19 protein-coding genes are annotated in these 21,511 nt (G+C 58.1%); 12 read left to right on the top strand and 7 right to left on the bottom strand.

Annotation, left to right across the window (positions count from 1 at the left end; translation table 11 throughout):
- Window positions 1-129: 129 nt before the first annotated feature.
- Window positions 130-1,272 carry an acetylornithine deacetylase gene (argE, locus tag ACZRMH_RS05055; protein ID WP_464012450.1) on the top strand — a complete coding sequence of 381 codons (1,143 nt, stop codon included), beginning with the start codon at window positions 130-132 and terminating at the stop codon, window positions 1,270-1,272.
- Window positions 1,273-1,487: 215 nt separating this feature from the next.
- Window positions 1,488-2,786, top strand: a complete 1,299-nt coding sequence (gene argA / locus ACZRMH_RS05050) for an amino-acid N-acetyltransferase (protein ID WP_464012449.1) — start codon at window positions 1,488-1,490, stop codon at window positions 2,784-2,786.
- Between the two features lie 294 nt (window positions 2,787-3,080).
- Here argA and gshA read toward each other — a convergent pair whose 3' ends face one another.
- The 3 genes from gshA to ACZRMH_RS05035 form a co-directional block, all read right to left on the bottom strand.
- Complete coding sequence (gshA, locus tag ACZRMH_RS05045; protein WP_464012448.1) at window positions 3,081-4,664, bottom strand: glutamate--cysteine ligase; 1,584 nt, start codon at window positions 4,662-4,664, stop codon at window positions 3,081-3,083.
- Window positions 4,665-4,863: 199 nt separating this feature from the next.
- The gene (locus ACZRMH_RS05040) at window positions 4,864-5,247 is read right to left on the bottom strand and encodes a PaaI family thioesterase (protein WP_464012447.1); all 384 of its coding nucleotides are present in this window, start codon (window positions 5,245-5,247) and stop codon (window positions 4,864-4,866) included.
- Window positions 5,247-7,568, bottom strand: a complete 2,322-nt coding sequence (locus ACZRMH_RS05035; protein ID WP_464012446.1) for a Tex family protein — start codon at window positions 7,566-7,568, stop codon at window positions 5,247-5,249. The genes ACZRMH_RS05040 and ACZRMH_RS05035 overlap by 1 nt, the downstream gene beginning before the upstream one ends.
- Window positions 7,569-7,925: 357 nt before the next feature.
- On the opposite strand from ACZRMH_RS05035, the gene ompR reads away from it, so the two are divergent.
- Window positions 7,926-8,666, top strand: a complete 741-nt coding sequence (gene ompR / locus ACZRMH_RS05030; RefSeq protein ID WP_464012445.1) for an osmolarity response regulator transcription factor OmpR — start codon at window positions 7,926-7,928, stop codon at window positions 8,664-8,666.
- Window positions 8,667-8,780: 114 nt separating this feature from the next.
- On the top strand, window positions 8,781-10,094 hold the full coding sequence (locus ACZRMH_RS05025) for an ATP-binding protein (RefSeq protein WP_016783139.1): 1,314 nt from the start codon (window positions 8,781-8,783) through the stop codon (window positions 10,092-10,094).
- Window positions 10,095-10,207: 113 nt separating this feature from the next.
- Here ACZRMH_RS05025 and rimK read toward each other — a convergent pair whose 3' ends face one another.
- Complete coding sequence (gene rimK, locus ACZRMH_RS05020; protein WP_016783140.1) at window positions 10,208-11,113, bottom strand: 30S ribosomal protein S6--L-glutamate ligase; 906 nt, start codon at window positions 11,111-11,113, stop codon at window positions 10,208-10,210.
- Window positions 11,110-11,592 (bottom strand): retropepsin-like aspartic endopeptidase RimB, encoded by a 483-nt coding sequence (gene rimB, locus ACZRMH_RS05015; protein WP_464012444.1) that lies wholly within the window; start codon window positions 11,590-11,592, stop codon window positions 11,110-11,112. Before rimB ends, rimK begins: the two co-directional genes overlap by 4 nt.
- A 225-nt stretch (window positions 11,593-11,817) precedes the next feature.
- On the opposite strand from rimB, the gene ACZRMH_RS05010 reads away from it, so the two are divergent.
- From ACZRMH_RS05010 to ACZRMH_RS05000, 3 genes are all read left to right on the top strand, one after another.
- The gene (locus ACZRMH_RS05010; protein WP_464012443.1) at window positions 11,818-12,225 is read left to right on the top strand and encodes an RNA-binding S4 domain-containing protein; all 408 of its coding nucleotides are present in this window, start codon (window positions 11,818-11,820) and stop codon (window positions 12,223-12,225) included.
- Window positions 12,226-12,358: 133 nt separating this feature from the next.
- Window positions 12,359-13,261, top strand: a complete 903-nt coding sequence (hslO, locus tag ACZRMH_RS05005; RefSeq protein WP_464012442.1) for an Hsp33 family molecular chaperone HslO — start codon at window positions 12,359-12,361, stop codon at window positions 13,259-13,261.
- A gap of 179 nt (window positions 13,262-13,440) precedes the next feature.
- Entirely contained in the window at window positions 13,441-14,982 is a 1,542-nt protein-coding gene (locus ACZRMH_RS05000) for a phosphoenolpyruvate carboxykinase (RefSeq protein WP_464012441.1), read from the top strand.
- Between the two features lie 189 nt (window positions 14,983-15,171).
- On the opposite strand, the gene ACZRMH_RS04995 is transcribed toward ACZRMH_RS05000, so the two are convergent.
- Window positions 15,172-15,522 carry a DUF1493 family protein gene (locus tag ACZRMH_RS04995; protein WP_464012440.1) on the bottom strand — a complete coding sequence of 117 codons (351 nt, stop codon included), beginning with the start codon at window positions 15,520-15,522 and terminating at the stop codon, window positions 15,172-15,174.
- Between the two features lie 160 nt (window positions 15,523-15,682).
- Between ACZRMH_RS04995 and ACZRMH_RS04990 the strand changes: the two genes are divergently transcribed.
- The 3 genes from ACZRMH_RS04990 to ACZRMH_RS04980 all read left to right on the top strand — a co-directional run bounded on the left by ACZRMH_RS04990 (window position 15,683) and on the right by ACZRMH_RS04980 (window position 18,323).
- Window positions 15,683-15,952 (top strand): type II toxin-antitoxin system Phd/YefM family antitoxin, encoded by a 270-nt coding sequence (locus ACZRMH_RS04990; protein ID WP_464012439.1) that lies wholly within the window; start codon window positions 15,683-15,685, stop codon window positions 15,950-15,952.
- Window positions 15,921-16,259 carry a type II toxin-antitoxin system RelE family toxin gene (locus ACZRMH_RS04985; RefSeq protein ID WP_464012438.1) on the top strand — a complete coding sequence of 113 codons (339 nt, stop codon included), beginning with the start codon at window positions 15,921-15,923 and terminating at the stop codon, window positions 16,257-16,259. Before ACZRMH_RS04990 ends, ACZRMH_RS04985 begins: the two co-directional genes overlap by 32 nt.
- A gap of 126 nt (window positions 16,260-16,385) precedes the next feature.
- A complete protein-coding gene (locus tag ACZRMH_RS04980) occupies window positions 16,386-18,323 on the top strand; it encodes a RecQ family ATP-dependent DNA helicase (RefSeq protein WP_464012437.1) in 1,938 nt (645 codons plus the stop codon).
- Window positions 18,324-18,402: 79 nt separating this feature from the next.
- On the opposite strand, the gene ACZRMH_RS04975 is transcribed toward ACZRMH_RS04980, so the two are convergent.
- On the bottom strand, window positions 18,403-19,767 hold the full coding sequence (locus ACZRMH_RS04975; protein WP_464012436.1) for a formimidoylglutamate deiminase: 1,365 nt from the start codon (window positions 19,765-19,767) through the stop codon (window positions 18,403-18,405).
- A gap of 145 nt (window positions 19,768-19,912) precedes the next feature.
- Between ACZRMH_RS04975 and hutC the strand changes: the two genes are divergently transcribed.
- Window positions 19,913-20,623, top strand: coding sequence for a histidine utilization repressor (hutC, locus tag ACZRMH_RS04970; protein WP_464012595.1), 711 nt, complete (start codon window positions 19,913-19,915; stop codon window positions 20,621-20,623).
- Complete coding sequence (locus ACZRMH_RS04965) at window positions 20,620-21,198, top strand: HutD/Ves family protein (RefSeq protein ID WP_464012435.1); 579 nt, start codon at window positions 20,620-20,622, stop codon at window positions 21,196-21,198. The genes hutC and ACZRMH_RS04965 overlap by 4 nt, the downstream gene beginning before the upstream one ends.
- Window positions 21,199-21,511 lie beyond the last annotated feature (313 nt).

The following is a 21,511-nucleotide window of genomic DNA, read 5'->3' as shown; positions in this document are numbered from 1 at the left end:
CCGGGAAAAAGTGTGGCTGCCAAGGCCGTGCAGTGTACAGGACTCACCGCCCCGGCGGGCTGCGAGGGTTTATTCTGCGGCGTAGATAGCTCTATGATGGGCCTCGCCCCGCCAACAGGAAGTCAGCGCATGCCTTTACCTTCCATGAAAGAGCAATTCGCAGCTCTGATCGGCATGCCGTCGGTCAGTTGCACCCAGCCCCATCTGGATCAAACCAACCGTGGGGTGATCGATCTGCTGGCCACCTGGCTGGCCGAACTGGGTTTCAACTGCGATATCCAGCAGGTCAGCCCCGGTAAATTCAACCTGCTGGCAAGTTTTGGCAGCGGCCCCGGCGGGCTGGTGTTGGCCGGGCACAGTGACACCGTGCCCTACGATGAAGCGCTGTGGCAGACCGATCCGCTCAAGCTGACTGAAGTTGATAACCGCTGGGTAGGCCTGGGCAGTTGTGACATGAAGGGCTTTTTTGCGCTGGTGATCGAAGCAGTGCGGCCTTTGCTTGATCAGCCCTTCAAGCAGCCCTTGCTGATTCTGGCCACGTGCGACGAAGAAACCTCGATGGCTGGAGCCAGGGCTCTGGTCGAAGCGGGCCGACCGCTGGGCCGTGCTGCGGTGATTGGTGAGCCTACCGGACTCAAGCCGATCCGCATGCACAAAGGCGTGATGATGGAGCGCATCGAGATCCTCGGGCAAAGCGGCCACTCATCCGACCCAAGCCTGGGCCACAGCGCGCTGGAGGCCATGCACGACGCAATCAGCGAGCTTAAAGGGCTGCGCCAGCAGTGGCTCAATGAGTACCGCAACCCGCAGTTCAGCGTGCCGCAGCCGACCCTGAACTTTGGCTGCATTCATGGTGGTGACAACCCCAACCGGATTTGCGGCCAGTGTTCGCTGGAATTCGACCTGCGCCCGCTGCCGGGCATGGACCCCAACGCGCTGCGGGCCATTATCCGCAGCAAGCTGCAACCTCTGGCCGAGCGCCATCAGGTGAAGATCGACTTCGCACCCATTGCCGCCGGAGTACCGCCCTTCGAGCAGGATGCCGATGCCGAGTTGGTGCGAGTGGCTGAGCGACTCACCGGGCATCGTGCGCAAGCAGTAGCGTTTGGCACCGAAGCGCCTTATCTTCAGCAGCTTGGCTGCGAAACGCTGGTGCTGGGCCCGGGCGATATCACCTGCGCGCATCAGCCGGGTGAATACCTGGAAATGTCACGTTTGCAGCCGACAGTGCGTCTACTGACTCAGCTGATTGAACATTACTGCCTGAAATAACGCAGTTTCCCTGTGGGAGCGGGCTTGCTCGCGATACAGACAATGCGGTTTTACTGCCAGATTGCGTTGATGCAATCGCAGGCAAGCCAGCTCCCACAGCCATACACAAGGAGTACACGCGTGTTGCCAACAATGTTTCGACGATAACCACCAGCCCGCTGTGCGTTTGCTGTTTTTGCCCTCTTTAGGCGACTTAATTTCTACAGGCTCTGGTTATGCACGATTACGTTAACTGGCTTCGTCACGCGTCTCCCTACATCAATGCCCACCGCGACTGCACCTTTGTCGTCATGCTCCCCGGCGACGGTGTAGCGCACCCCAACTTTGGCAATATCGTCCACGACCTGGTGCTGTTGCACAGTCTGGGTGTGCGTCTGGTGCTGGTACACGGTTCGCGCCCGCAAATCGATGGCCGTCTTGAAGCCCGAGGGCTGGTGCCCAATTACCACAACGGCATGCGCGTCACCGATGCGACCACCCTGGAATGCGTGATCGACGCTGTGGGCCAGTTGCGTATCGCGATTGAAGCGCGCTTGTCGATGGACATGGCGTCTTCACCGATGCAGGGCTCACGCCTGCGGGTGGCGAGCGGCAATCTGGTGACTGCGCGACCGATCGGCGTGCTCGATGGTGTGGACTTCCACCATACTGGCGAAGTGCGCCGGGTCGACCGCAAGGGCATCAACCGCCTGCTCGACGAGCGCTCCATTGTGCTGCTGTCACCCTTGGGCTACTCGCCTACCGGCGAGATATTCAACCTGGCCTGTGAAGACGTCGCCACCCGCGCCGCCATCGACCTGGCGGCGGACAAGTTGCTGCTGTTCGGCGCTGAATCGGGCTTGCTCGATGCAGAAGGGCGTCTGGTGCGCGAGTTGCGTCCACAGCAGGTGCCTGCGCATATGAAGCGCCTGGGAAGCGACTACCAGGCCGAATTGCTGGAAGCGGCCGCCGAGGCCTGCAGTGGCGGTGTGGCGCGCAGCCATATCGTCAGTTATGCCGAAGACGGTGCGTTGCTCACAGAGCTGTTTACCCGCAACGGTGGCGGTACGCTGGTGGCGCAAGAGCAATTTGAGGTCACGCGCGAAGCGGCGATTGAAGACGTTGGCGGCCTGCTTGAATTGATCAGCCCGCTGGAAGAGCAGGGCATTCTGGTACGTCGCTCGCGCGAAGTGCTGGAGCGTGAGATCGAACAGTTCAGCGTGGTTGAGCGTGAAGGCATGATCATCGCTTGTGCGGCGTTGTATCAGATTGCCGATTCGGATGCGGGGGAGCTGGCGTGCCTGGCGGTGAATCCGGAGTACCGTCATGGTCGCCGTGGTGATGAACTGTTGGAGCGCATTGAAAACCGCGCCCGGGCTCAGGGTTTGAAAACCCTGTTTGTATTAACCACACGTACTGCGCACTGGTTCCGTGAACGCGGGTTTGTACCTAGCGGTGTAGAGCGCCTGCCAGCGGCGCGTGCATCGTTGTACAACTATCAGCGTAACTCGAAAATCTTTGAAAAAACGCTGTAACCCAACCTTGTGGGAGCGGGCTTGCCCGCGATGCAGGCAACTCGGTCTGTCTTGAAAGCCGAGTTGATGCTATCGCGAGCAAGCCCGCTCCCACAGAAGTGATGCGCAGTCTGCGTAGCGGCATCCAGCGCCAGTTTCTTTGTGCAATAGAGTAGCAGTACGCCTGCCTTCAAAACCCGTAAGCCGTCCATTGCCTCAGCTTGCGTAGGAGCCGACCGCATGCGCTCGCAAGAACACCCCCCTATCAGTCGCCTCTCCCTCCGGGAGAGGCGTGATGAGGGGCTTTTGATCTGCCTAGTTACTGATCGCCAAAATACTCGCCTGATACGACGCCACAAACAGGTCAAAGTCGCCTTCTTCCGTTTGCTCGGTCTCAGCTTGTTCGAGCAGTGACTTGCGCGCTTTTTCTTCGAACGCGGCCTGATCTTCAACACTCAATGGTTCGCTGCGGAAGAACTCGGCATGGACCTGGCTCTGGCGCATGGAGAACTGGGCGAAGCTTTCCTTGTGCTCGGCCATGCTGGCCAATACTTTGGCAGAAGGCGTCAGCGACACGTCACGCACCTTTTCAAACTGTTCGTCCAGCGCCTTGCTGTGGTGCTCGCCACCGTGGCTCTGGTCAAGCAGGGCGGCCAGCGGAGCGATTTTTTCCAGCAGCTCGGCTGCCCATTCCTTCATGTCGACGGCTGCGCCATCACGCTGCAATTGCAGGCCCGGACGGCGGCCTTCCTTGACCACGCTGAGGAAGTTGGAAGAACAACTGCCACATCCCTCACTGTCGAACTGCGGGCTGTCCTGCAGCGCGCAATAGAGCAGGAAAGCGTCGAGAAAACGCGCTTGCGGCAAGTCGATGCCCACCGGCAGGAACGGGTTGATATCCAGTAAACGCACTTCAACGTACTGCACACCACGGGACACCAAAGCCTGAATCGGCCGTTCGCCGGTGTAGGTCACGCGCTTGGGACGGATATTGGAGTAGTACTCGTTTTCGATTTGCAGGATGTTGGTGTTCAACTGCACCCACTCGCCATCCTTGTGCGTGCCGATTTCGACATAGGGCGCGTAAGGCGTGGCCACGGCTTTGCGTAGGCTGTCGGTGTAGCTGTCGAGGTTGTTGTAGCACGGCGTCAGACCGGCCTGGGCGTTGCTCTGGTATCCCAGGTCGCTCATGCGCAGGCTGGTAGCGTACGGCAGGTACAGCGTGTCTGCGTCCAGTTGTTCAAGCTGGTGCGAACGGCCGCGCAAGAATCCGGCATCCAGTGCAGGAGAGGCGCCGAACAGGTACATCAGCAGCCAGCTGTAACGACGGAAATTACGAATCAGGGCGATATAGGCGCTCGATTGATAATCGCGCTCAGTGCCAACAAAGCCTTCGTCCTGCATCAGCACGGGCCACAGGGCCTCGGGCAGGGAGAAGTTGTAGTGGATACCGGCAATGCATTGCATGGTCTTGCCGTAACGCAGGGCCAGGCCTTTGCGGTACACGTACTTGAGCTGGCCGATATTGGAGGTGCCGTAGTAGGCAATCGGGATGTCTTCTTCGGCCGGCAACGGGCACGGCATCGAAGGGCTCCACAGGAACTCGTTGCCGAGCTTGCTGTAGGCAAAGCGATGGATCTTGTCGAGGCTGGCCAGCGTCTGCGCCGGATCGGGCAGGGCCGGGGTAATGAACTCCAGCAGCGACTCTGAATAGTCGGTGGTGATCTGATCGTTGGTCAGGGCCGAGCCCAGTTCTTCGGGGTGCGGCGTCTGCGCCAGGCGTGCATCGGCCGTGACGCGCAGGCATTCGCGCTCGATGCCGTGCAGGCATTGCTCAAGCAGAGTGAGGTTTGCGCGCTCGCTGAGCAGAGCCAGGCGGCGGTTGAGAAGTTGGCTCAAGTTGGATTCCTTCACGCGTCAGTCGCCCCAATATGGGGGTGGTCAGGACGGTCTACAAGGGTGAAGTTGAAACCGGCGTGGTCGCCTGGCTTTTTTGATAGTGCATTGGTCCCGTCCCTGTTTCGGCTCCTGAGCGCTCCAAGCGCATTTCGGCACCGCGTTAGCAATGCCGAAATTAACTCAAATTACCCAACGGCGGCTACAGGACTGCGAAGGTGCCTTGTGCTTTTGCGACCAGTTTGTCGCCCTGGAACACATCCGCTTCGACGACCAGCGTGCGCCGCCCGGGGTGGATGACTTTGGCGATACAGAGCACTTCGCCTTCAGACACCGCCCGGATGTAGTTGATTTTGCACTCGATGGTCGCGCTCTGCTGATCGAAACCATGGGCGCTGGAACACGCCAGCCCCATGCTGATATCCACCAGGCTGAACAACACGCCACCGTGCAGCTTGCCGGCCCGGTTGCGCAATTGCGCCTCCAGGCTCAGCGCAACGTGGGCAACGCCGTCTTCCAACGATTGCACGCGGCAGCCGATCAACTGGCTGAAGGCGCTTTGGGTCACTCCATCAGGGAGTGCCATTAACGTTTCTTCAGCTGTTTGGCATTGGCGAACAACGAGGCCATGGCGTTATTGCTCGGCGCTGCTGCCACACTTTCCTTGCGTGGAGCAGTACTTTGCTGGCGCGGTGCCGAGCCCGGGCGTGCGCCGCGAGCACCGTCGATTTTCTCGCCCGGGGTATCGCTCATGCGCATCGACAGGCCAACGCGTTTGCGCGGGATGTCGATTTCCATGACCTTGACCTTGACCACATCACCGGCTTTCACCGCTTCACGGGGGTCCTTGATGAACTTCTCGGACAAGGCCGAGATATGCACCAGACCGTCCTGGTGCACGCCGATATCGACGAAAGCACCGAAGTTGGTCACGTTGGTCACTACGCCTTCGAGGATCATGCCCAGTTGCAGGTCCTTGAGGTCTTCGACGCCTTCCTGGAACTCGGCGGTCTTGAACTCGGGGCGCGGGTCGCGGCCCGGTTTTTCCAGTTCTTGCAAAATGTCGGTGACCGTCGGCAGACCGAAGGTTTCGTCGGTGAATTTTTTCGGGTCCAGACGCTTCAGGAAGCTGGCGTCGCCGATCAGCGAGCGGATATCACGCTCGGTGTCCGAAGCAATACGTTTGACCAGCGGGTAGGCCTCAGGGTGAACCGCGGAGCTGTCCAGTGGGTTGTCGCCATTCATCACGCGCAAGAAACCTGCCGCTTGCTCGAAGGTTTTTTCGCCCAGACGGCTGACTTTTTTCAGTGCCGCACGGGTTTTGAATGCGCCATTCTCATCGCGGTGGCTGACGATATTTTGTGCCAGGGTGGCATTGAGGCCAGAGATACGCGCCAGCAGTGCTACGGAGGCGGTGTTCACGTCGACGCCCACGGCGTTTACGCAGTCTTCAACCACCGCGTCCAAGCCACGTGCCAGTTTGAGCTGGGACACGTCATGCTGGTACTGGCCGACCCCGATGGATTTAGGGTCGATTTTTACCAGCTCGGCCAGCGGGTCTTGCAGGCGGCGGGCAATCGACACCGCACCACGGATCGATACGTCCAGATCCGGGAATTCCTTGGCTGCCAGTTCCGAGGCCGAGTACACCGACGCACCGGCTTCAGAGACCATCACCTTGGTGACTTTCAGGGCCGGGTATTTTTTCATCAGATCGATGACCAGCTTGTCACTCTCGCGGCTGGCAGTACCGTTGCCGATGGCAATCAGCTCCACCGAGTGCTTGGCGCACAGGGCGGCCATGACCGAGATGGTCTGGTCCCATTTGTTGTGCGGCACGTGGGGGTACACGGTGGCGTATTCCAGCAGCTTGCCGGTGGCATCGACCACGGCAATCTTGCAGCCTGTGCGCAGGCCCGGGTCCAGGCCCAGGGTGGCACGCGGGCCCGCAGGTGCAGCCAGCAGCAGGTCATGCAGGTTGTGGGCAAACACGTTGATGGCTTCGGTTTCAGCACCGTCGCGCAACTCACCCAGCAAATCGGTTTCGAGGTGGGTATAGAGCTTGACCTTCCAGGTCCAGCGCACCACTTCGCCCAACCATTTGTCCGCCGGGCGATTTTGATTTTCCAGGCCGAAGCGCTGGGCAATCATCATTTCGCCAGGGTGCATCGTGCCGGGCAGTTCTTCACCGACTTTGAGCGAAGAGCTGAGAATGCCTTCGTTACGGCCACGGAAAATCGCCAGGGCGCGGTGCGACGGCATGCTTTTAAGCGGCTCGTCGTGCTCGAAGTAGTCGCGGAACTTGGCGCCTTCTTCTTCCTTGCCAGCGATTACGCGGGCGCTGAGGATCGCTTCCTGCTTGAGGAAACTGCGCAGCTTGTCCAGCAGGCTGGCGTCTTCGGCGAAGCGCTCCATCAGAATATACTTGGCGCCATCGAGGGCTGCCTTGACGTCAGCCACGCCTTTTTCGGCGTCGACAAAACGGGCTGCTTCGGTTTCCGGATTTTGTGTCGGGTCGTTGAACAGGCCGTCTGCCAGTTCACCGAGGCCGGCTTCCAGGGCGATCTGGCCCTTGGTGCGGCGCTTTTGCTTGTACGGCAGGTACAAGTCTTCGAGGCGGGTCTTGGTCTCGGCGAGCTTGATGTCGCGAGCCAATTCTGGGGTCAACTTGCCTTGTTCTTCGATGCTGGCGAGGATGCTCACACGCCGTTCGTCGAGTTCTCGCAGGTAGCGCAGGCGCTCTTCCAGGTGACGTAACTGGGTGTCATCCAGGCTGCCGGTCACTTCCTTACGATAGCGCGAGATAAAAGGCACGGTGGAGCCTTCATCCAGAAGAGCGACGGCCGCTTCGACCTGCTGCGGGCGCACGCCAAGTTCTTCGGCGATGCGGCTGTTGATGCTGTCCATAAAACCACCTGACAAATTGTGATGCAGGCTCGCACGCCCGGGCTTGAAGGCTTGCGAGGCTGGTTGAACGGCCCGTGGGGGCCGCTACCTGGGCCAAAAGGGCAGCCTGTTGACCCGTGAAGTCAGCAAATTACGCCAGTTGTTGAAAAAATAAATCCTGGCGCAATCATTGAAAATTCGAGCTTGCCTGACACAAAAGGCGGCGCATTATAACCAGCGTTCCCGGATTCAGGGCACTGCGCGCTGTAGTACCGTCGCTTGGTCTACTGTTTAAGGAAGACAAATCTGCTAACAATGCACACCATACGTATTACAGCGTCTAAGCCATAATGCGCGACGAGATCACAGGAGCATCTAATGAGCAGCATTGCACAAACGGCGGAAGGCGAAAAAATTCTCATCGTTGATGATGATCCGGGGCTGAGCAGCCTGCTGGAACGTTTCTTCGTCAGCAAGGGCTACCGCGCCCGTGCTGTGCCGAACGTCGAGCAAATGGATCGTTTGCTGGCTCGTGAGGTATTCAATCTGGTGGTACTGGATTTGATGCTGCCCGGCGAAGACGGCTTGTCCGCCTGCCGCCGCCTGCGTGCAGCGGGCAATCGAGTGCCAATCATCATGCTCACCGCCAAGGGCGACGAGCTGAGCCGTATCAAGGGCCTGGAACTGGGCGCCGACGATTATCTGGCCAAGCCGTTCAACCCCGATGAGCTGATGGCGCGAGTGCGTGCGGTATTGCGTCGTCAGGCTCCGCCAGTGCCGGGTGCACCAGGCAGCGAGGACGAAAGCGTGACGTTCGGTGATTACGAGCTGTCCCTGGCAACTCGTGAGCTCAAGCGTGGCGATGAAGTGCACATGCTCACCACCGGTGAGTTTGCGGTGCTTAAAGCGCTGGTCATGCATGCTCGTGAGCCGTTGACCCGCGACAAACTGATGAACCTCGCCCGTGGTCGCGAGTGGGATGCGCTGGAGCGCTCCATTGACGTACAGATCTCGCGCCTGCGTCGCATGATCGAGCCTGATCCGTCCAAACCCCGCTATATCCAGACCGTCTGGGGCGTGGGTTATGTGTTTGTGCCGGATGGTAACGCGAGCAAGTGACAGATCATTTGTAGGAGCGAGCGACGCGGACACCGTGTGGTGCCTGGGTGGCTCGCGATTCATTTTTTTGCGGGTCCTTGGGCTCGCTCCTGCAAAGTGTAAAAGCGGCTGTCTATGAAAACCCCTGTCTGGTTCCCCCAAAGTTTCTTCTCACGAACGCTCTGGCTTGTCCTGATCGTCGTGCTGTTTTCCAAGGCGTTGACCCTGGTTTACCTGCTTATGAACGAGGACGTATTGGTCGATCGCCAGTACAGCCACGGTGTGGCATTGACCCTGCGCGCCTATTGGGCCGCCGATGAAGAAAATCGTAACAAGATTATTGATGCCGTGGACCTGGTTCGTGTCGTGGGTGGCGGTGTGCCCGAGGGCGAGCAACACTGGCCCTATAGCGAAATCTACCAGCGTCAGATGCAGGCCGAGCTGGGCCCGGACACCGAAGTGCGCTTGCGCATGCACACATCCCCCGCGCTGTGGGTGCGTGCCCCGAGCCTGGGTGATGGCTGGTTGAAAGTGCCGCTGTATCCGCATCCGCTGCGTGGGCAGAAAATCTGGAACGTGCTGGGCTGGTTCCTCGCCATTGGTTTGTTATCCACCGCCTCGGCGTGGATTTTTGTCAGCCAGCTCAATCAGCCGCTCAAGCGTCTGGTGTATGCGGCCCGGCAACTGGGGCAGGGGCGCAGCGTGCGCTTGCCGGTGGGCGATACGCCCAGTGAAATGACCGAGGTGTATAGCGCCTTCAATCAAATGGCTGAAGACGTCGAGCAGGCAGGGCGTGAGCGTGAGCTGATGCTCGCTGGCGTGTCCCATGACCTGCGCACACCACTGACCCGTTTACGCCTGTCTCTGGAGTTGATGGGCAACCACAACGACCTGACGGACGATATGGTGCGTGACATCGAAGACATGGACGCGATCCTCGATCAGTTCCTGGCCTTTATCCGTGATGGCCGTGACGAGCCGGTCGAAGAAGTTGACCTGTGTGAGCTGATCCGCGAAGTCGTGGCGCCTTACAACCAGAACGGCGAGCAGGTGCGCTTGCGCCTGCAGCCGATCCAGCCGTTTGCACTGCGCCGGGTGTCGATGAAGCGCCTGCTCAACAACCTGATAGGCAATGCGCTGCATCACGCAGGTGAAGACGTCGAGGTTGCGGCGTATGTGTCTGGAGATGTGAGCGCGCCATATGTGGTGCTGAGTGTGATGGACCGGGGTGCCGGGATTGATCCTGCGGAGCTTGAAGACATCTTCAACCCGTTTATTCGTGGCGACCGTGCCCGTGGCGGTAAAGGCACAGGGTTGGGCCTTGCGATCGTCAAGCGCATTGCCTCCATGCATGGCGGCAATGTTGAACTGCGTAACCGCAGCGGCGGGGGGCTGGAAGCCCGTGTGCGCCTGCCGCTGGGGCTGATGTTGCCCAGAGGGGCGGTTTAGGTATTGCTGACTTTGTGGGCGCTGGCTTGCTAGCGATACACAACTCGGTTTGTTGATCACACCGCATTGATACATTCGCGAGCAAGCCCGCTCCCACATAGGGTTGACCGCCGTCAGCCCTTGCCTTTGGTCCGCGTCATATGCGGGCTGCTGTTTTTCTCCAGATGCTGAATGATGATCCCCGCCACATCCTTGCCTGTGGTGGTTTCAATACCTTCCAGACCCGGTGACGAGTTGACCTCCAGTACCAGCGGGCCGTGGTTGGAGCGCAGGATATCGACCCCCGCCACACTCAAGCCCATGACCTTGGCCGCACGTATGGCGGTCATGCGCTCCTCCGGCGTGATCTTGATCAGGCTGGCGCTACCGCCACGGTGCAGGTTGGAACGGAATTCCCCCGGCTTGGCCTGACGTTTCATGGCCGCAATCACCTTGTCCCCGACCACGAAGCAGCGAATATCCGCGCCGCCCGCTTCCTTGATGTATTCCTGCACCATGATGTTTTGCTTGAGCCCCATAAAGGCCTCAATCACCGATTCGGCGGCAGTGGCGGTTTCACACAGCACCACGCCGATACCCTGGGTACCTTCCAGTACCTTGATCACCAGCGGCGCGCCGTTGACCATCTCGATCAGGTCGGGAATATCATCCGGCGAGTGGGCAAAACCAGTGACTGGCAAGCCCAGGCCACGCCGTGACAACAGTTGCAGTGAGCGCAGCTTGTCCCGTGAGCGGGCAATGGCCACCGATTCGTTGAGCGGGAAAACCCCCATCATTTCGAACTGGCGCAGCACCGCGCAACCATAGAACGTGACCGATGCGCCAATGCGCGGGATCACTGCATCAAAGCCTTCCAGCGGCTTGCCGCGATAGTGAATCTGCGGCTTATGACTGGCTATGTTCATATAGGCGCGCAGGGTATCGATCACTACCATCTCATGGCCTCGTTCGGTACCGGCTTCAACCAGACGACGAGTGGAATACAGACGCGGGTTACGCGACAGCACAGCGATCTTCATGCAACACCTGTGGCAGAGGTAGTAGTGACCGGGAACACCGGCTTGTCTTGAACGTATTTATGCTCAGGGTTGACGACCAGTTGGCCATCCACCAGGGCTTTTGAACCCAGCAACAAGCGATAACGCATCGATTTGCGGCAGGCAAGGGTGAACTCCACCTCCCAGACCCGATCTCCCAGCGCCAGGCCGGTGCGAATCACATAGCGAACCTGGGCGTGGCCGTTGGAGCTTTTAATGGTTTTAATGGCCACCAAAGGCGCTTCACAGTGGCGGTGACGCAGTTGTACCAGGGTGCCCAGATGGGCATTGAAACGTACCCATTCGACACCGTCGCGCACAAAAGGCTCGATCTCGGTGGCGTGCAAGCTGGAGGTACTGGCACCGGTGTCGATTTTCGCCCGCAGGCCCGCGACTCCCAAATCGGGGAGCGCCACCCACTCGCGCAGACCGACAACGGTCAAGTGATCAAAAGTCTTCAATATAAGTAACCAGCGATTAACGTATTCAGGCCGCAGGAGAGAAACCCTGCAGGTAAAACAGCCGGCGATGCCGGTAAGCGGTATTCACGCAGAATATCTGCTAAATGGCGACAGTTATCTGCGTGTACGCTGCTAAGCAGGCAGGCATTCTATCGGGCCAATTGCTTCAGTTGTTCATCCTAAGTAGTAGTACAGTTCTGACTATTTTAGTGAAGAGGAATTCCAGTGGCGCAAAAGCACGAAGAGGACGACAAGGTTCGCCTGGACAAGTGGCTCTGGGCCGCGCGTTTTTATAAGACTCGGGCACTCGCCAAAGCTGCGATTGAAAGCGGCAAGGTGCATTGCCGTGGTGAACGCTGCAAGCCGAGTAAAGAACCGCGCCTGGGCGATGAACTACAGATACGTGTAGGCCTTGAAGAACGCACTGTGGAAGTCAAAGCCCTGTCAGTGGTGCGCCGTGGCGCTCCCGAAGCCCAATTGCTCTATGCCGAAACCGAACAAAGCATCGCCAAGCGCGAAAATGCGGCGGCCATGCGCAAATCCGGAGCTATGGGCATCAGCACCGATGGCAAGCCGACCAAGAAACAGCGGCGCCAGCTGCATCAATTTCATGATGCCAGCGGGGCCGAGTGAGCCTAAACCGTACGTCGAGTCTGCGCGCGCACAACTTGTAATCGTCACTGCATGGCGCCATATAGGCTCATTAGATTTTTACGATATTCAAAGACCCGAACACATTTTGTCACCCATTCAGAACTCTATTCTTATGTCCGACTTACACAAAACCGATGCCACACAACGCTTTATGTTCGACACCAGCGACGCCCGCGGCGAGCTGGCCTCGCTGGAGCACAGCTACGCTGACGTGTTGGCCAAGCACGCTTATCCACAGCCGGTACAGCAGTTGCTGGGCGAACTGATGGCTGCGGCTGCGTTGCTGGTGGGCAACCAGAAAATTGATGGTTTGCTGAGCCTGCAGGCACGTTCCGAGGGCCCGGTGCCGCTGCTGATGATCGAGTGCACCAGCGACCGAGAGATTCGCGGCCTGGCCCGTTTCGACGCGGCTGGCATTGCGGCGGATGCCACCCTCGCAGACCTGCTGCCTAACGGCGTACTGGCTATTACCATCGATCCGACGGTTGGCAAACGCTACCAGGGCATTGTGGACCTGAACGGCGAAACCCTGGCTGACTGTTTCACCAACTACTTCGTGATGTCCGAGCAAGTACCGACCCGTTTCTGGCTGGTTGCTGATGGCCAGCGTGCCCGCGGCATGTTCTTGCAGCAGTTGCCTGCCGATGTGGTCAAGGATGAAGACGAGCGCGTCGACAGCTGGGATCGTTTGCTGATGCTGGGCGATACACTCAAGGCCGAAGAGCTGCTGGGCCTGGACAACGAAACCATCCTGCATCGCCTGTATCACGAAGAAACGGTGCGCCTGTTTGATAATCAGGCCATTGAATTCAAGTGCAGCTGCTCCCGTGAACGTTCGGGCAATGCCCTGACCAGTCTGGGGCACGCCGATGCGCTCAATCTGGTGACCGAGCATGGCGGTCATATCGAAATCGACTGCCAGTTCTGCAACGAGCGCTACCTGTTTGATGCTGCAGATGTCGATCAATTGTTCGCTGGCGCAGGTGTTGAATCCCCTTCGGGCACTCATCACTAAAACGTTTCAGCCTAGGTAAAACACCTGTCAAAGCCCGTTCTTGCGCGGTTCTGACAGGTGGGGCCTACTCTTTTTGGGGTTTTCTGGCATAATCCGGCCCACTTTTTTCGCGGTAGTAGTGCAAACTTTTCTACTACAAAACGTTTGGCGCACTCGGCCAATGGCCGACGGGGAACCTCATGACGCAAGCTAATAACGCCGTGTACACCGATCTGAGCATCGACGATCTGGTCAAAGAAGCCCTGAACCGTGGTGAAGGCGTGCTTGCCGACAATGGCGCACTGGTTGTCGAAACTGGCCACCGTACAGGCCGTTCGCCGGCTGACCGCTTCATTGTTGAAGAACCGTCCACTCAGGCTGCCATTGCCTGGGGCCCGATCAACCGCAAGTTCCCGGCCGACAAGTTCGATGCCCTGTGGGACCGCGTCGAGGCGTTCAACAACGCGCAAGAGCATTTCGTTTCCCACGTGCATGTAGGTGCTTCCGAAGACCACTACCTGGCCGTGAAAATGACCACCCAGACTGCCTGGCAGAACCTGTTCGGTCGTTGCCTGTTCATCAACCCTGCCAAGTACAACCCGGCCGGTCGTGATGAGTGGCAAGTGCTTAACGTGGCCAACTTCGAGTGCGTGCCTGAGCGTGATGGCACCAACTCCGACGGTTGCGTGATCCTCAACTTCGCTCAGAAAAAAGTGCTGATCGCCGGTATGCGTTACGCCGGTGAAATGAAAAAAGCCATGTTCTCGGTGCAGAACTTCCTGCTGCCTGCTGCTGACGTACTGCCGATGCACTGCGCTGCCAACATTGGCGAAGAAGGCGATGTGACCCTGTTCTTCGGTCTGTCGGGTACTGGTAAAACCACCCTGTCTGCCGATGAAAGCCGTTACCTGATCGGTGACGACGAACACGGCTGGGGCGAGGGCGTGGTGTTCAACATCGAAGGCGGTTGCTATGCCAAGTGCATCGATCTGTCGGAGAAGAACGAGCCGGTTATCTGGAAAGCCATCAAACACGGCGCCGTGCTGGAAAACGTTGTGCTCGACGATGCCGGTCACCCTGACTATGCCGATGTCAGCCTGACCCAGAACAGCCGCGCCGCTTACCCGCTGGAACACGTTGCCAAGCGCTCCGAGAAGAACCTGGGCGGCGAGCCGAACGCTGTAATCTTCCTGACCTGCGACCTGACTGGCGTACTGCCACCGGTGTCGATCCTCAGCGAAGAGCAAGCGGCCTACCACTTCCTGTCTGGCTACACCGCACTGGTGGGCTCCACTGAAATGGGGTCGGGCAGCGGCATCAAGTCGACTTTCTCCACCTGCTTCGGCGCACCGTTCTTCCCGCGTCCGGCTGGCGAATACGCAGAGCTGCTGATCAAGCGCATCCGTGGTTTCGGCTCCAAGGTGTATCTGGTTAACACCGGCTGGACCGGCGGTGGCTACGGCGTTGGCAAGCGTTTCAACATCCCGACCACTCGTGCGGTGATTGCAGCGATCCAGAGCGGTGCTCTGATCGGCGCAGAAACCGAGCACCTGGACATCATCAACCTCGACGTGCCATTGGCCGTACCGGGCGTTGATACAGTTCTGCTGAACCCACGCAACACCTGGGCTGACAAAGCGGCCTACGACGAAGCAGCCAAGGCCCTGGCCGGCCTGTTCGTTGAGAACTTCAAGAAGTTCGACGTCAGCGATGCGATCAAGGCTGCTGGCCCGAAGGCGTAAGCAATCGGTCAGTGTGTTGATTGACGAAAAAGCCGCCTGAAAAGGCGGCTTTTTTGTTTCTGAAATTTTTCCGGGAGTTTTCATTCTGTGGGAGCGGGCTTGCTCGCGATGGCATCCACTCGGTTCAACTGAAAGACCGTGCTGCCTGCATCGCGAGCAAGTCGAATCGTCGCACCCGCAGTAATCTGCCTAACCTTCCAGTTTTTGCGTATCCCAATGACCACTGCTGATCGCTTCATACAGCATGCCAATGCTCAGCGGCACTTTGCCCTCGCGGCCCTTGGCCTTACGCTTGAGATGCGGGTCGTTACCGGCAGGCTGGAAATAGCGGTAGGCATCGTAATCCGCCAGCTCCAGGCCGAAATGCTCCTCCAGGGTTTCCATCAGGTGCTGGGCATCACTGCCGTTGCAGCCCAGGTCGAGGTTGATCGACGTCTTCAGGCCTACGGCCTTGTGCTCCGGCAAGCCTATTTCTTCATGCAGCACCTGCATCAGCTCGCGCAGGGTGGGGGTGTCCGGGAGGTCAGGGGCGAGATTCATAATTGAGTATCCGGGGGTTTAGGTTGTTTGGTCGTACTTTTATAGGTGCCTTTAAAAACGCTAATTGAAGTGCTACCTTATAGGCTTGTTCAGCTTCGTTCAGATGACTTACAGGCTTCGCAGATGAGTCATTCTTAATACACAGGCATGAGGCCCTATCATGACATTCGCCATGCTCGCTAAAGTCGCTGCTTCAGTGACAGATCTGAAAAAAGACCCTATGGGCACTTATCGTGAAAGCGGCGGTGATCCCATGGTCATTCTCAATCGCAATGAACCGGCTTTTTACATCCTTTCGCCAGAGCGCTATGAGTTGCTGCTGGAGATGATCGACGACGCCGAACTGGCCCGGTTGGTCAATGAAAGGCGCGGCAAGCCTACAATCAAGGTCGATATTAATGAGCTCATCGCAACTGCCGAAAAAAGCTGAAACCCAGGCAGATGCAATCAAGACCTATAGCCTTGAGTTTGAACTCGAAGCAAAAAAGGAACTGGCAAAGCTGGATAAGACCCTTCAGATCCAGCTATTGAAAAAGCTTAAATCGCGCCTGTTATTCCCTAAAGTGCCTTCAGCCAGGCTCAGCAACATGGCGAACTGTTACAAGATCAAACTTCGAGCCAGCGGGGTGAGGCTGGTGTATGAAGTGATTGATAACCGCTTGATAGTTTTGGTGCTTGGTGTCGGTCGGCGCGATGAAAATGCCGTCTACGTAGCCGCGCAAAAGCGTCTGCACTAGCGATCACCTCTGATTTCATGACACGTCTGTATCATCCCCTCTCAATTTGCCCCCGGCCTATTCTCGATCGGCTGCAAACCTCGCGTTAGAGTTTTACGCTTTGCAGCGGTCAATGGAGTGACAGTGATGTACAACACCCTGGAACAGGTTTTCGGTTATCCACAGTTTCGTGCCGGGCAAGAGGCAGCGATCAGTGCTGTTTTAGCTGGGCGTTCGGCAGCGGCGATTTTTCCGACGGGGTCGGGCAAGTCATTGTGTTATCAATTGCCAGCGCTGTTATTGCCGCACCTGACGCTGGTGGTTTCGCCCTTGCTGGCGCTGATGCAGGACCAGCTGGCGTTTTTGCAGCGCCATGGCATCGCGGCAGCCAGCATTGATTCGGCGCAAAGCCGTGATCAGGCCAGTACCGTCATGGCCCGGGCCAAAGCGGGTGAATTGAAGATTCTGATGATTTCGGTCGAGCGCCTGAAAAACGAACGCTTCCGTAACTTTTTGCAGCAAGTGCCAATCTCGTTGCTGGTAGTGGACGAAGCCCACTGCATTTCCGAATGGGGGCATAACTTTCGGCCGGACTATTTGAAGCTGCCGGACTACCAGCGCCAGTTCAATATCCCGCAAGCCTTGCTGCTGACGGCTACAGCCACACCCAATGTTATCGCTGACATGCAGACCAAGTTCGCGATTGCCGAGGCGGATGTCATCACCACCGGTTTTTATCGCGCCAACCTCAATCTGTGGGTTGAGCCGGTCAGCGGTGCAGCCAAGCGTCAGCGTCTGGTGCAGTGGATGGGCGAGCGTATCGGTCAGCCGAGCATCGTCTACGTCACGCTGCAAAAGACCGCCGAGAAGATCGCCCAGCACCTCAATCAGCACGGGATCAGCGCCAACGCCTATCACGCCGGTTTGCCCCATGAGCAGCGCGAGGGCATCCAACGCCAGTTTATGGGCGGGCAGTTGAACTGCATTGTCGCGACCATCGCCTTCGGAATGGGCATCGATAAAAGCGATATCCGTAATGTGGTGCACTTCGACTTGCCCAAGTCGATTGAGAATTACAGTCAGGAAATCGGCCGCGCCGGGCGTGATGGTGAGCCATCCGAATGCCTGGTGCTGGCCAACCGCGACAGCCTTAACGTGCTGGAAAACTTTGTGTATGGCGACACGCCTGAACTGGAGGGTATTCGCTGTGTGCTCGATGAATTGCGTGGGGCGATACCTGAGGGGCAGTGGGAGTTTATGCTTCTGCCGTTGTCCGATCAGAGCAATATTCGTCAGTTGCCGCTTAAAACCTTACTGGTGCAACTGGAACTGCGTGGCCTGATTGCCCCACGCTACGCCTATTTTGCGGAGTACCGGTTCAAGTTTCTGATCGAGCCCGAGGCCTTGCTGGCCAAGTTCGAAGGTGAGCGCCAGCAGTTTGTCTCGGCCATCATCCAGACCTCCACCCGCGCCAGAACCTGGGCCACGGTGAATTTCGAGACGCTGTACGCGCAGCATCAGGCTGACCGTAACCGCGTGGTCAAGGCGCTGGATTACTTTCAGGAGAAGGGCTGGATCGAGCTTGAAAGCAAGCAGATGACAGATGTCTACAGCCTGCTGGTGAGCGATTTTGATGCCGGGTTGCTGAGCCAGGAGCTGCATGCTTATTTCACCGCTCATGAGCACGGCGAGATTGTGCGCATTCACGCGATGCTTGACTTGTTCGCCAGTGATACCTGCCTCAGCCACCGGCTGGCACAGTACTTTGGCGACGAACAGGCACCGCAGCAGTGCGGGCATTGTTCGGTGTGCGCAGGGCAGGTGGCCCGATTGCCGGAGCCGCCTGCATTGGCGCCGCTTGTGGATAAAAACTTCGAGGCTTTGTGCGGTGCTTTTATCCACAGGCATCATGAGTATTCGGGAAGTTATCCCCCGGCAGAACGCCTGACCCGGTTTTTGTGCGGGATCAGTGTGCCGATGTTCACCAAGATGAAAGCGCGGGCTATTCCCGGGTTTGCGGCGCTGGAGAACTATCCCTATGCCGAAGTGCGGGAATGGGCTGCGAAAGAGCTGAACGGGTTGTAGACAATTATTTGTGGGAGTGGCATCGCGAGCCATTCGAATCGTCGCACCACCACTCCCACATAAATATTGTGATAACGGATTACCCCAACAACTCCCGCAGCACTCGGGTGAAATCGCGGCAACTGGCTTCTTCATCGGCATGACGGCCATCGCGCACAACCCACTGGCCATTGACCATTACGTTACGCACCTGACGATCACCACCGGCAAACAACCAGCGGTTAAGGATGGCGTCGTCCTGTGCCGTGGCCAGATACGGGTCGTTACCGTCAAGCACCAGCCAGTCGGCGCGCTGGCCCACTGCCAGGCCAGCAACTGCTTGCCCCATCGCTTGCGCACCACCCGCCAATGCTGCGTCGTATAACGTGCGCCCGACCATCGGCTGATCGCTGCGGTACATGCGGTTGCGGCGCTGGTCGCGCAGGCGCTGGCCGTATTCCAGCCAGCGCAGTTCTTCAACCACGCTCAGGGACACATGGCTGTCCGAGCCGATGCCCATGCGCCCACCCTGAGCGAGGAAGTCCACCGCCGGGAAAATACCGTCACCCAGGTTGGCTTCAGTGGTCAGGCACAGCCCGGCCACCGCCTGGCTTTGCGCCATGCGCTGTACTTCATCCGCATTGGCATGCGTGGCATGTACCAGGCACCAGCGCTGATCGACTTCGACATTGTCATAAAGCCACTGGATCGGGCGCTTGCCGCTCCAAATCAGGCAATCGTCGACTTCCTTTTGCTGTTCGGCAATATGGATATGCACCGGGCAGGTCGTGTTGCTGGCGCCCAGCACTTCGTGGATTTGCTCGGGAGTCACGGCACGCAACGAGTGGAAACACAGGCCCAAGGCTTGCGCAGGTTGCTGCGCCAGCAGCGGTTGCAACTGCTGCTGCAGTTTCAGGTACTGCTCGGTGCTGTTGATAAAGCGCCGCTGGCCGTCATTTGGGGCCTGGCCGCCAAAGCCCGAGTGGGTATAAAGCACTGGCAGTAACGTCAGACCAATCCCGGTGGAACGCGCCGCTTCGCTGATACGCAATGCCAGCTCTGCCGGATTGGCATAGGGCTGGCCCGACAGGTCGTGGTGCACATAATGGAACTCGGCAACCGAGGTGTAACCCGCCTTGAGCATTTCGATATACAACTGGCGGGCAATAACGCCGAGCTGCTCGGGGCTGATTTTTCCGACGAGCCGATACATCAGATCGCGCCACGTCCAGAAGCTATCATTGGGGTTGCCCGCAACTTCGGCCAAGCCGGCCATGGCCCGCTGGAACGCGTGGGAGTGCAGATTCGGCATGCCCGGCAGCAGTGGCCCGCTCAGGCGCTCGGTGCCGTGCGCGTCGGCATTGGCTTGAACCTGGGTCAGGCAGCCATCGGCACCGACCTCGATTCGGACATTGGCAGCCCAGCCTGTAGGTAACAGCGCGCGCTCGGCAAAGTAGACGGACATCGGTTCGGTACCCCAAAGTTTGTTATTTGTATATACATATACAGACGTTTGCCTGCTCGGTAAACTCCGGCAAGCTACGCACTTAACTCATGAACAAGGATTGCCTGTGTCGACTCCGCCTGTCGTGTCCCCGCTGGCCGCCCACATGGGCGATAGCCCGGCCCCGCTTTACGCCCGCGTAAAGCAAATGATCACTCAACAAATCCAGAGTGGTAACTGGCCGCCGCATTACCGTGTGCCTTCTGAAAGCGAACTGGTGACCCAGTTGGGCTTCAGCCGCATGACCATCAACCGTGCGCTGCGTGAAATGACCGCCGACGGCTTGCTGGTGCGCATGCAGGGTGTCGGCACCTTTGTGGCCGAGCCCAAGACCCAGTCCGCGCTGTTTGAAGTCAACAATATCGCCGATGAAATCGCTGCTCGTGGGCACAAGCACACCTGCAAGGTGATCAGCCTGGGTGAAGAAATGGCTGGCTCTGAGCGCGCTGCGGTGCTGGATATGCGTGAAGGGCAGAAAGTCTTTCATTCGTTGATCGTGCACTACGAAAACGGGATTGCCGTGCAAATCGAGGACCGTTTCGTCAACGCCCAAGTGGCGCCGGACTACCTCAAGCAGGACTTCACCCTGCAAACGCCTTACGCCTATCTGTCCCAAGTCGCACCGCTGACCGAAGGCGAACATGTGGTTGAGGCAATTCTGGCTGACCCTAAAGAGTGCAAGCTGCTGCAAATCGAGCCGGGCGAGCCGTGCCTGCTGATTCGCCGCCGCACCTGGTCGGGCCGTCAGCCTGTTACCGCCGCCCGTTTGATTCATCCCGGTTCCCGTCATCGCCTTGAAGGACGTTTCAGCAAATGAGCCAGCCTGTTGTTTTACGCGCCGCCGATTACCCACGCATGCCGTGGAAAAACGGCGGTGGCAGCACCGAAGAAATCACCCGTGATGCGGGCGAGGGCCTGGAAGGCTTTGGCTGGCGCCTGTCGATTGCCGATATTGGCGAGTCTGGCGGTTTTTCGCGCTTTGACGGCTATCAACGGATTATCAGCGTGCTGCAAGGTGCGGGTATGAACCTGCAAGTGGACGGTGTAAGTACCCGGGCGCTGTTACCGTTCGATGCGTTTGCGTTCAAGGGTGAAAGCGCTGTCAGTTGCACACTGATTGATGGTCCGATACGCGACTTCAATCTGATCTATGCACCGCAGCGTTACGCGGCACGCCTGCAATGGATGGATGCAGCAACCCCGCAGCGCCTGTTTAGCTCGGCGCATACAGTGCTGGTGTTCAGTGCGGGTCAGCATGTGCACGTGGGTGTGGGTAACACCAGCCACGAACACCTGGGCCGTTATGATTGCCTGCAACTGAGCGGCAATCGCCAGTTGCTGGAAATCACCCTGACCGGTCTGTGCTGTGTGATTGAGTTGAGCGCCGTCTAACTCAGTGATGGTCATGTGGGAACGGGCTTGCTCGCGATAGGTTCAACTCGGTTTAACTGACAAGCCTTAGTGCCTGCATCGCGAGCAAGCCCGCTCCCACAAAATATCCCCCCCTTGCTTGTTACCAAACGCCCCAAATCAGCGCACAAGTCTGTTTCAGTAACATCCCATCGAATCCTCCTCTCTCCCGTTAAAAACGCCTCTCACTGCTCTGCACCTTTATTTACGGGGCTTTCAGCTTTTTCATTACGAAAATTTTCAGATTGGCCGCTAACTTGCATATGCTTGTATGTACAAGTACATAAGTGTGCGT

Source organism: Pseudomonas sp. B414, assembly GCF_055408445.1.
The sequence above is the reverse complement of the archived record's forward strand: the minus strand, read 5'-3'. Positions and strand labels throughout refer to the sequence as shown.

What these genes read in the sequence shown, in the direction of transcription:
- rimK (WP_016783140.1), bottom strand. Translation starts at nt 11,113, where the DNA reads ATGAAGATCGCTGTGCTGTCGCGTAACCCGCGTCTGTATTCCACTCGT.
- ACZRMH_RS04965 (WP_464012435.1), top strand. Translation starts at nt 20,620, where the DNA reads ATGAGCCAGCCTGTTGTTTTACGCGCCGCCGATTACCCACGCATGCCG.
- argA (WP_464012449.1), top strand. Translation starts at nt 1,488, where the DNA reads ATGCACGATTACGTTAACTGGCTTCGTCACGCGTCTCCCTACATCAAT.
- ompR (WP_464012445.1), top strand. Translation starts at nt 7,926, where the DNA reads ATGAGCAGCATTGCACAAACGGCGGAAGGCGAAAAAATTCTCATCGTT.
- argE (WP_464012450.1), top strand. Translation starts at nt 130, where the DNA reads ATGCCTTTACCTTCCATGAAAGAGCAATTCGCAGCTCTGATCGGCATG.
- hutC (WP_464012595.1), top strand. Translation starts at nt 19,913, where the DNA reads ATGGGCGATAGCCCGGCCCCGCTTTACGCCCGCGTAAAGCAAATGATC.
- hslO (WP_464012442.1), top strand. Translation starts at nt 12,359, where the DNA reads ATGTCCGACTTACACAAAACCGATGCCACACAACGCTTTATGTTCGAC.
- ACZRMH_RS04990 (WP_464012439.1), top strand. Translation starts at nt 15,683, where the DNA reads ATGACATTCGCCATGCTCGCTAAAGTCGCTGCTTCAGTGACAGATCTG.
- ACZRMH_RS05000 (WP_464012441.1), top strand. Translation starts at nt 13,441, where the DNA reads ATGACGCAAGCTAATAACGCCGTGTACACCGATCTGAGCATCGACGAT.
- ACZRMH_RS04980 (WP_464012437.1), top strand. Translation starts at nt 16,386, where the DNA reads ATGTACAACACCCTGGAACAGGTTTTCGGTTATCCACAGTTTCGTGCC.
- ACZRMH_RS05025 (WP_016783139.1), top strand. Translation starts at nt 8,781, where the DNA reads ATGAAAACCCCTGTCTGGTTCCCCCAAAGTTTCTTCTCACGAACGCTC.
- ACZRMH_RS04995 (WP_464012440.1), bottom strand. Translation starts at nt 15,522, where the DNA reads ATGAATCTCGCCCCTGACCTCCCGGACACCCCCACCCTGCGCGAGCTG.
- ACZRMH_RS05035 (WP_464012446.1), bottom strand. Translation starts at nt 7,568, where the DNA reads ATGGACAGCATCAACAGCCGCATCGCCGAAGAACTTGGCGTGCGCCCG.
- ACZRMH_RS05040 (WP_464012447.1), bottom strand. Translation starts at nt 5,247, where the DNA reads ATGGCACTCCCTGATGGAGTGACCCAAAGCGCCTTCAGCCAGTTGATC.
- ACZRMH_RS04985 (WP_464012438.1), top strand. Translation starts at nt 15,921, where the DNA reads ATGAGCTCATCGCAACTGCCGAAAAAAGCTGAAACCCAGGCAGATGCA.
- ACZRMH_RS04975 (WP_464012436.1), bottom strand. Translation starts at nt 19,767, where the DNA reads ATGTCCGTCTACTTTGCCGAGCGCGCGCTGTTACCTACAGGCTGGGCT.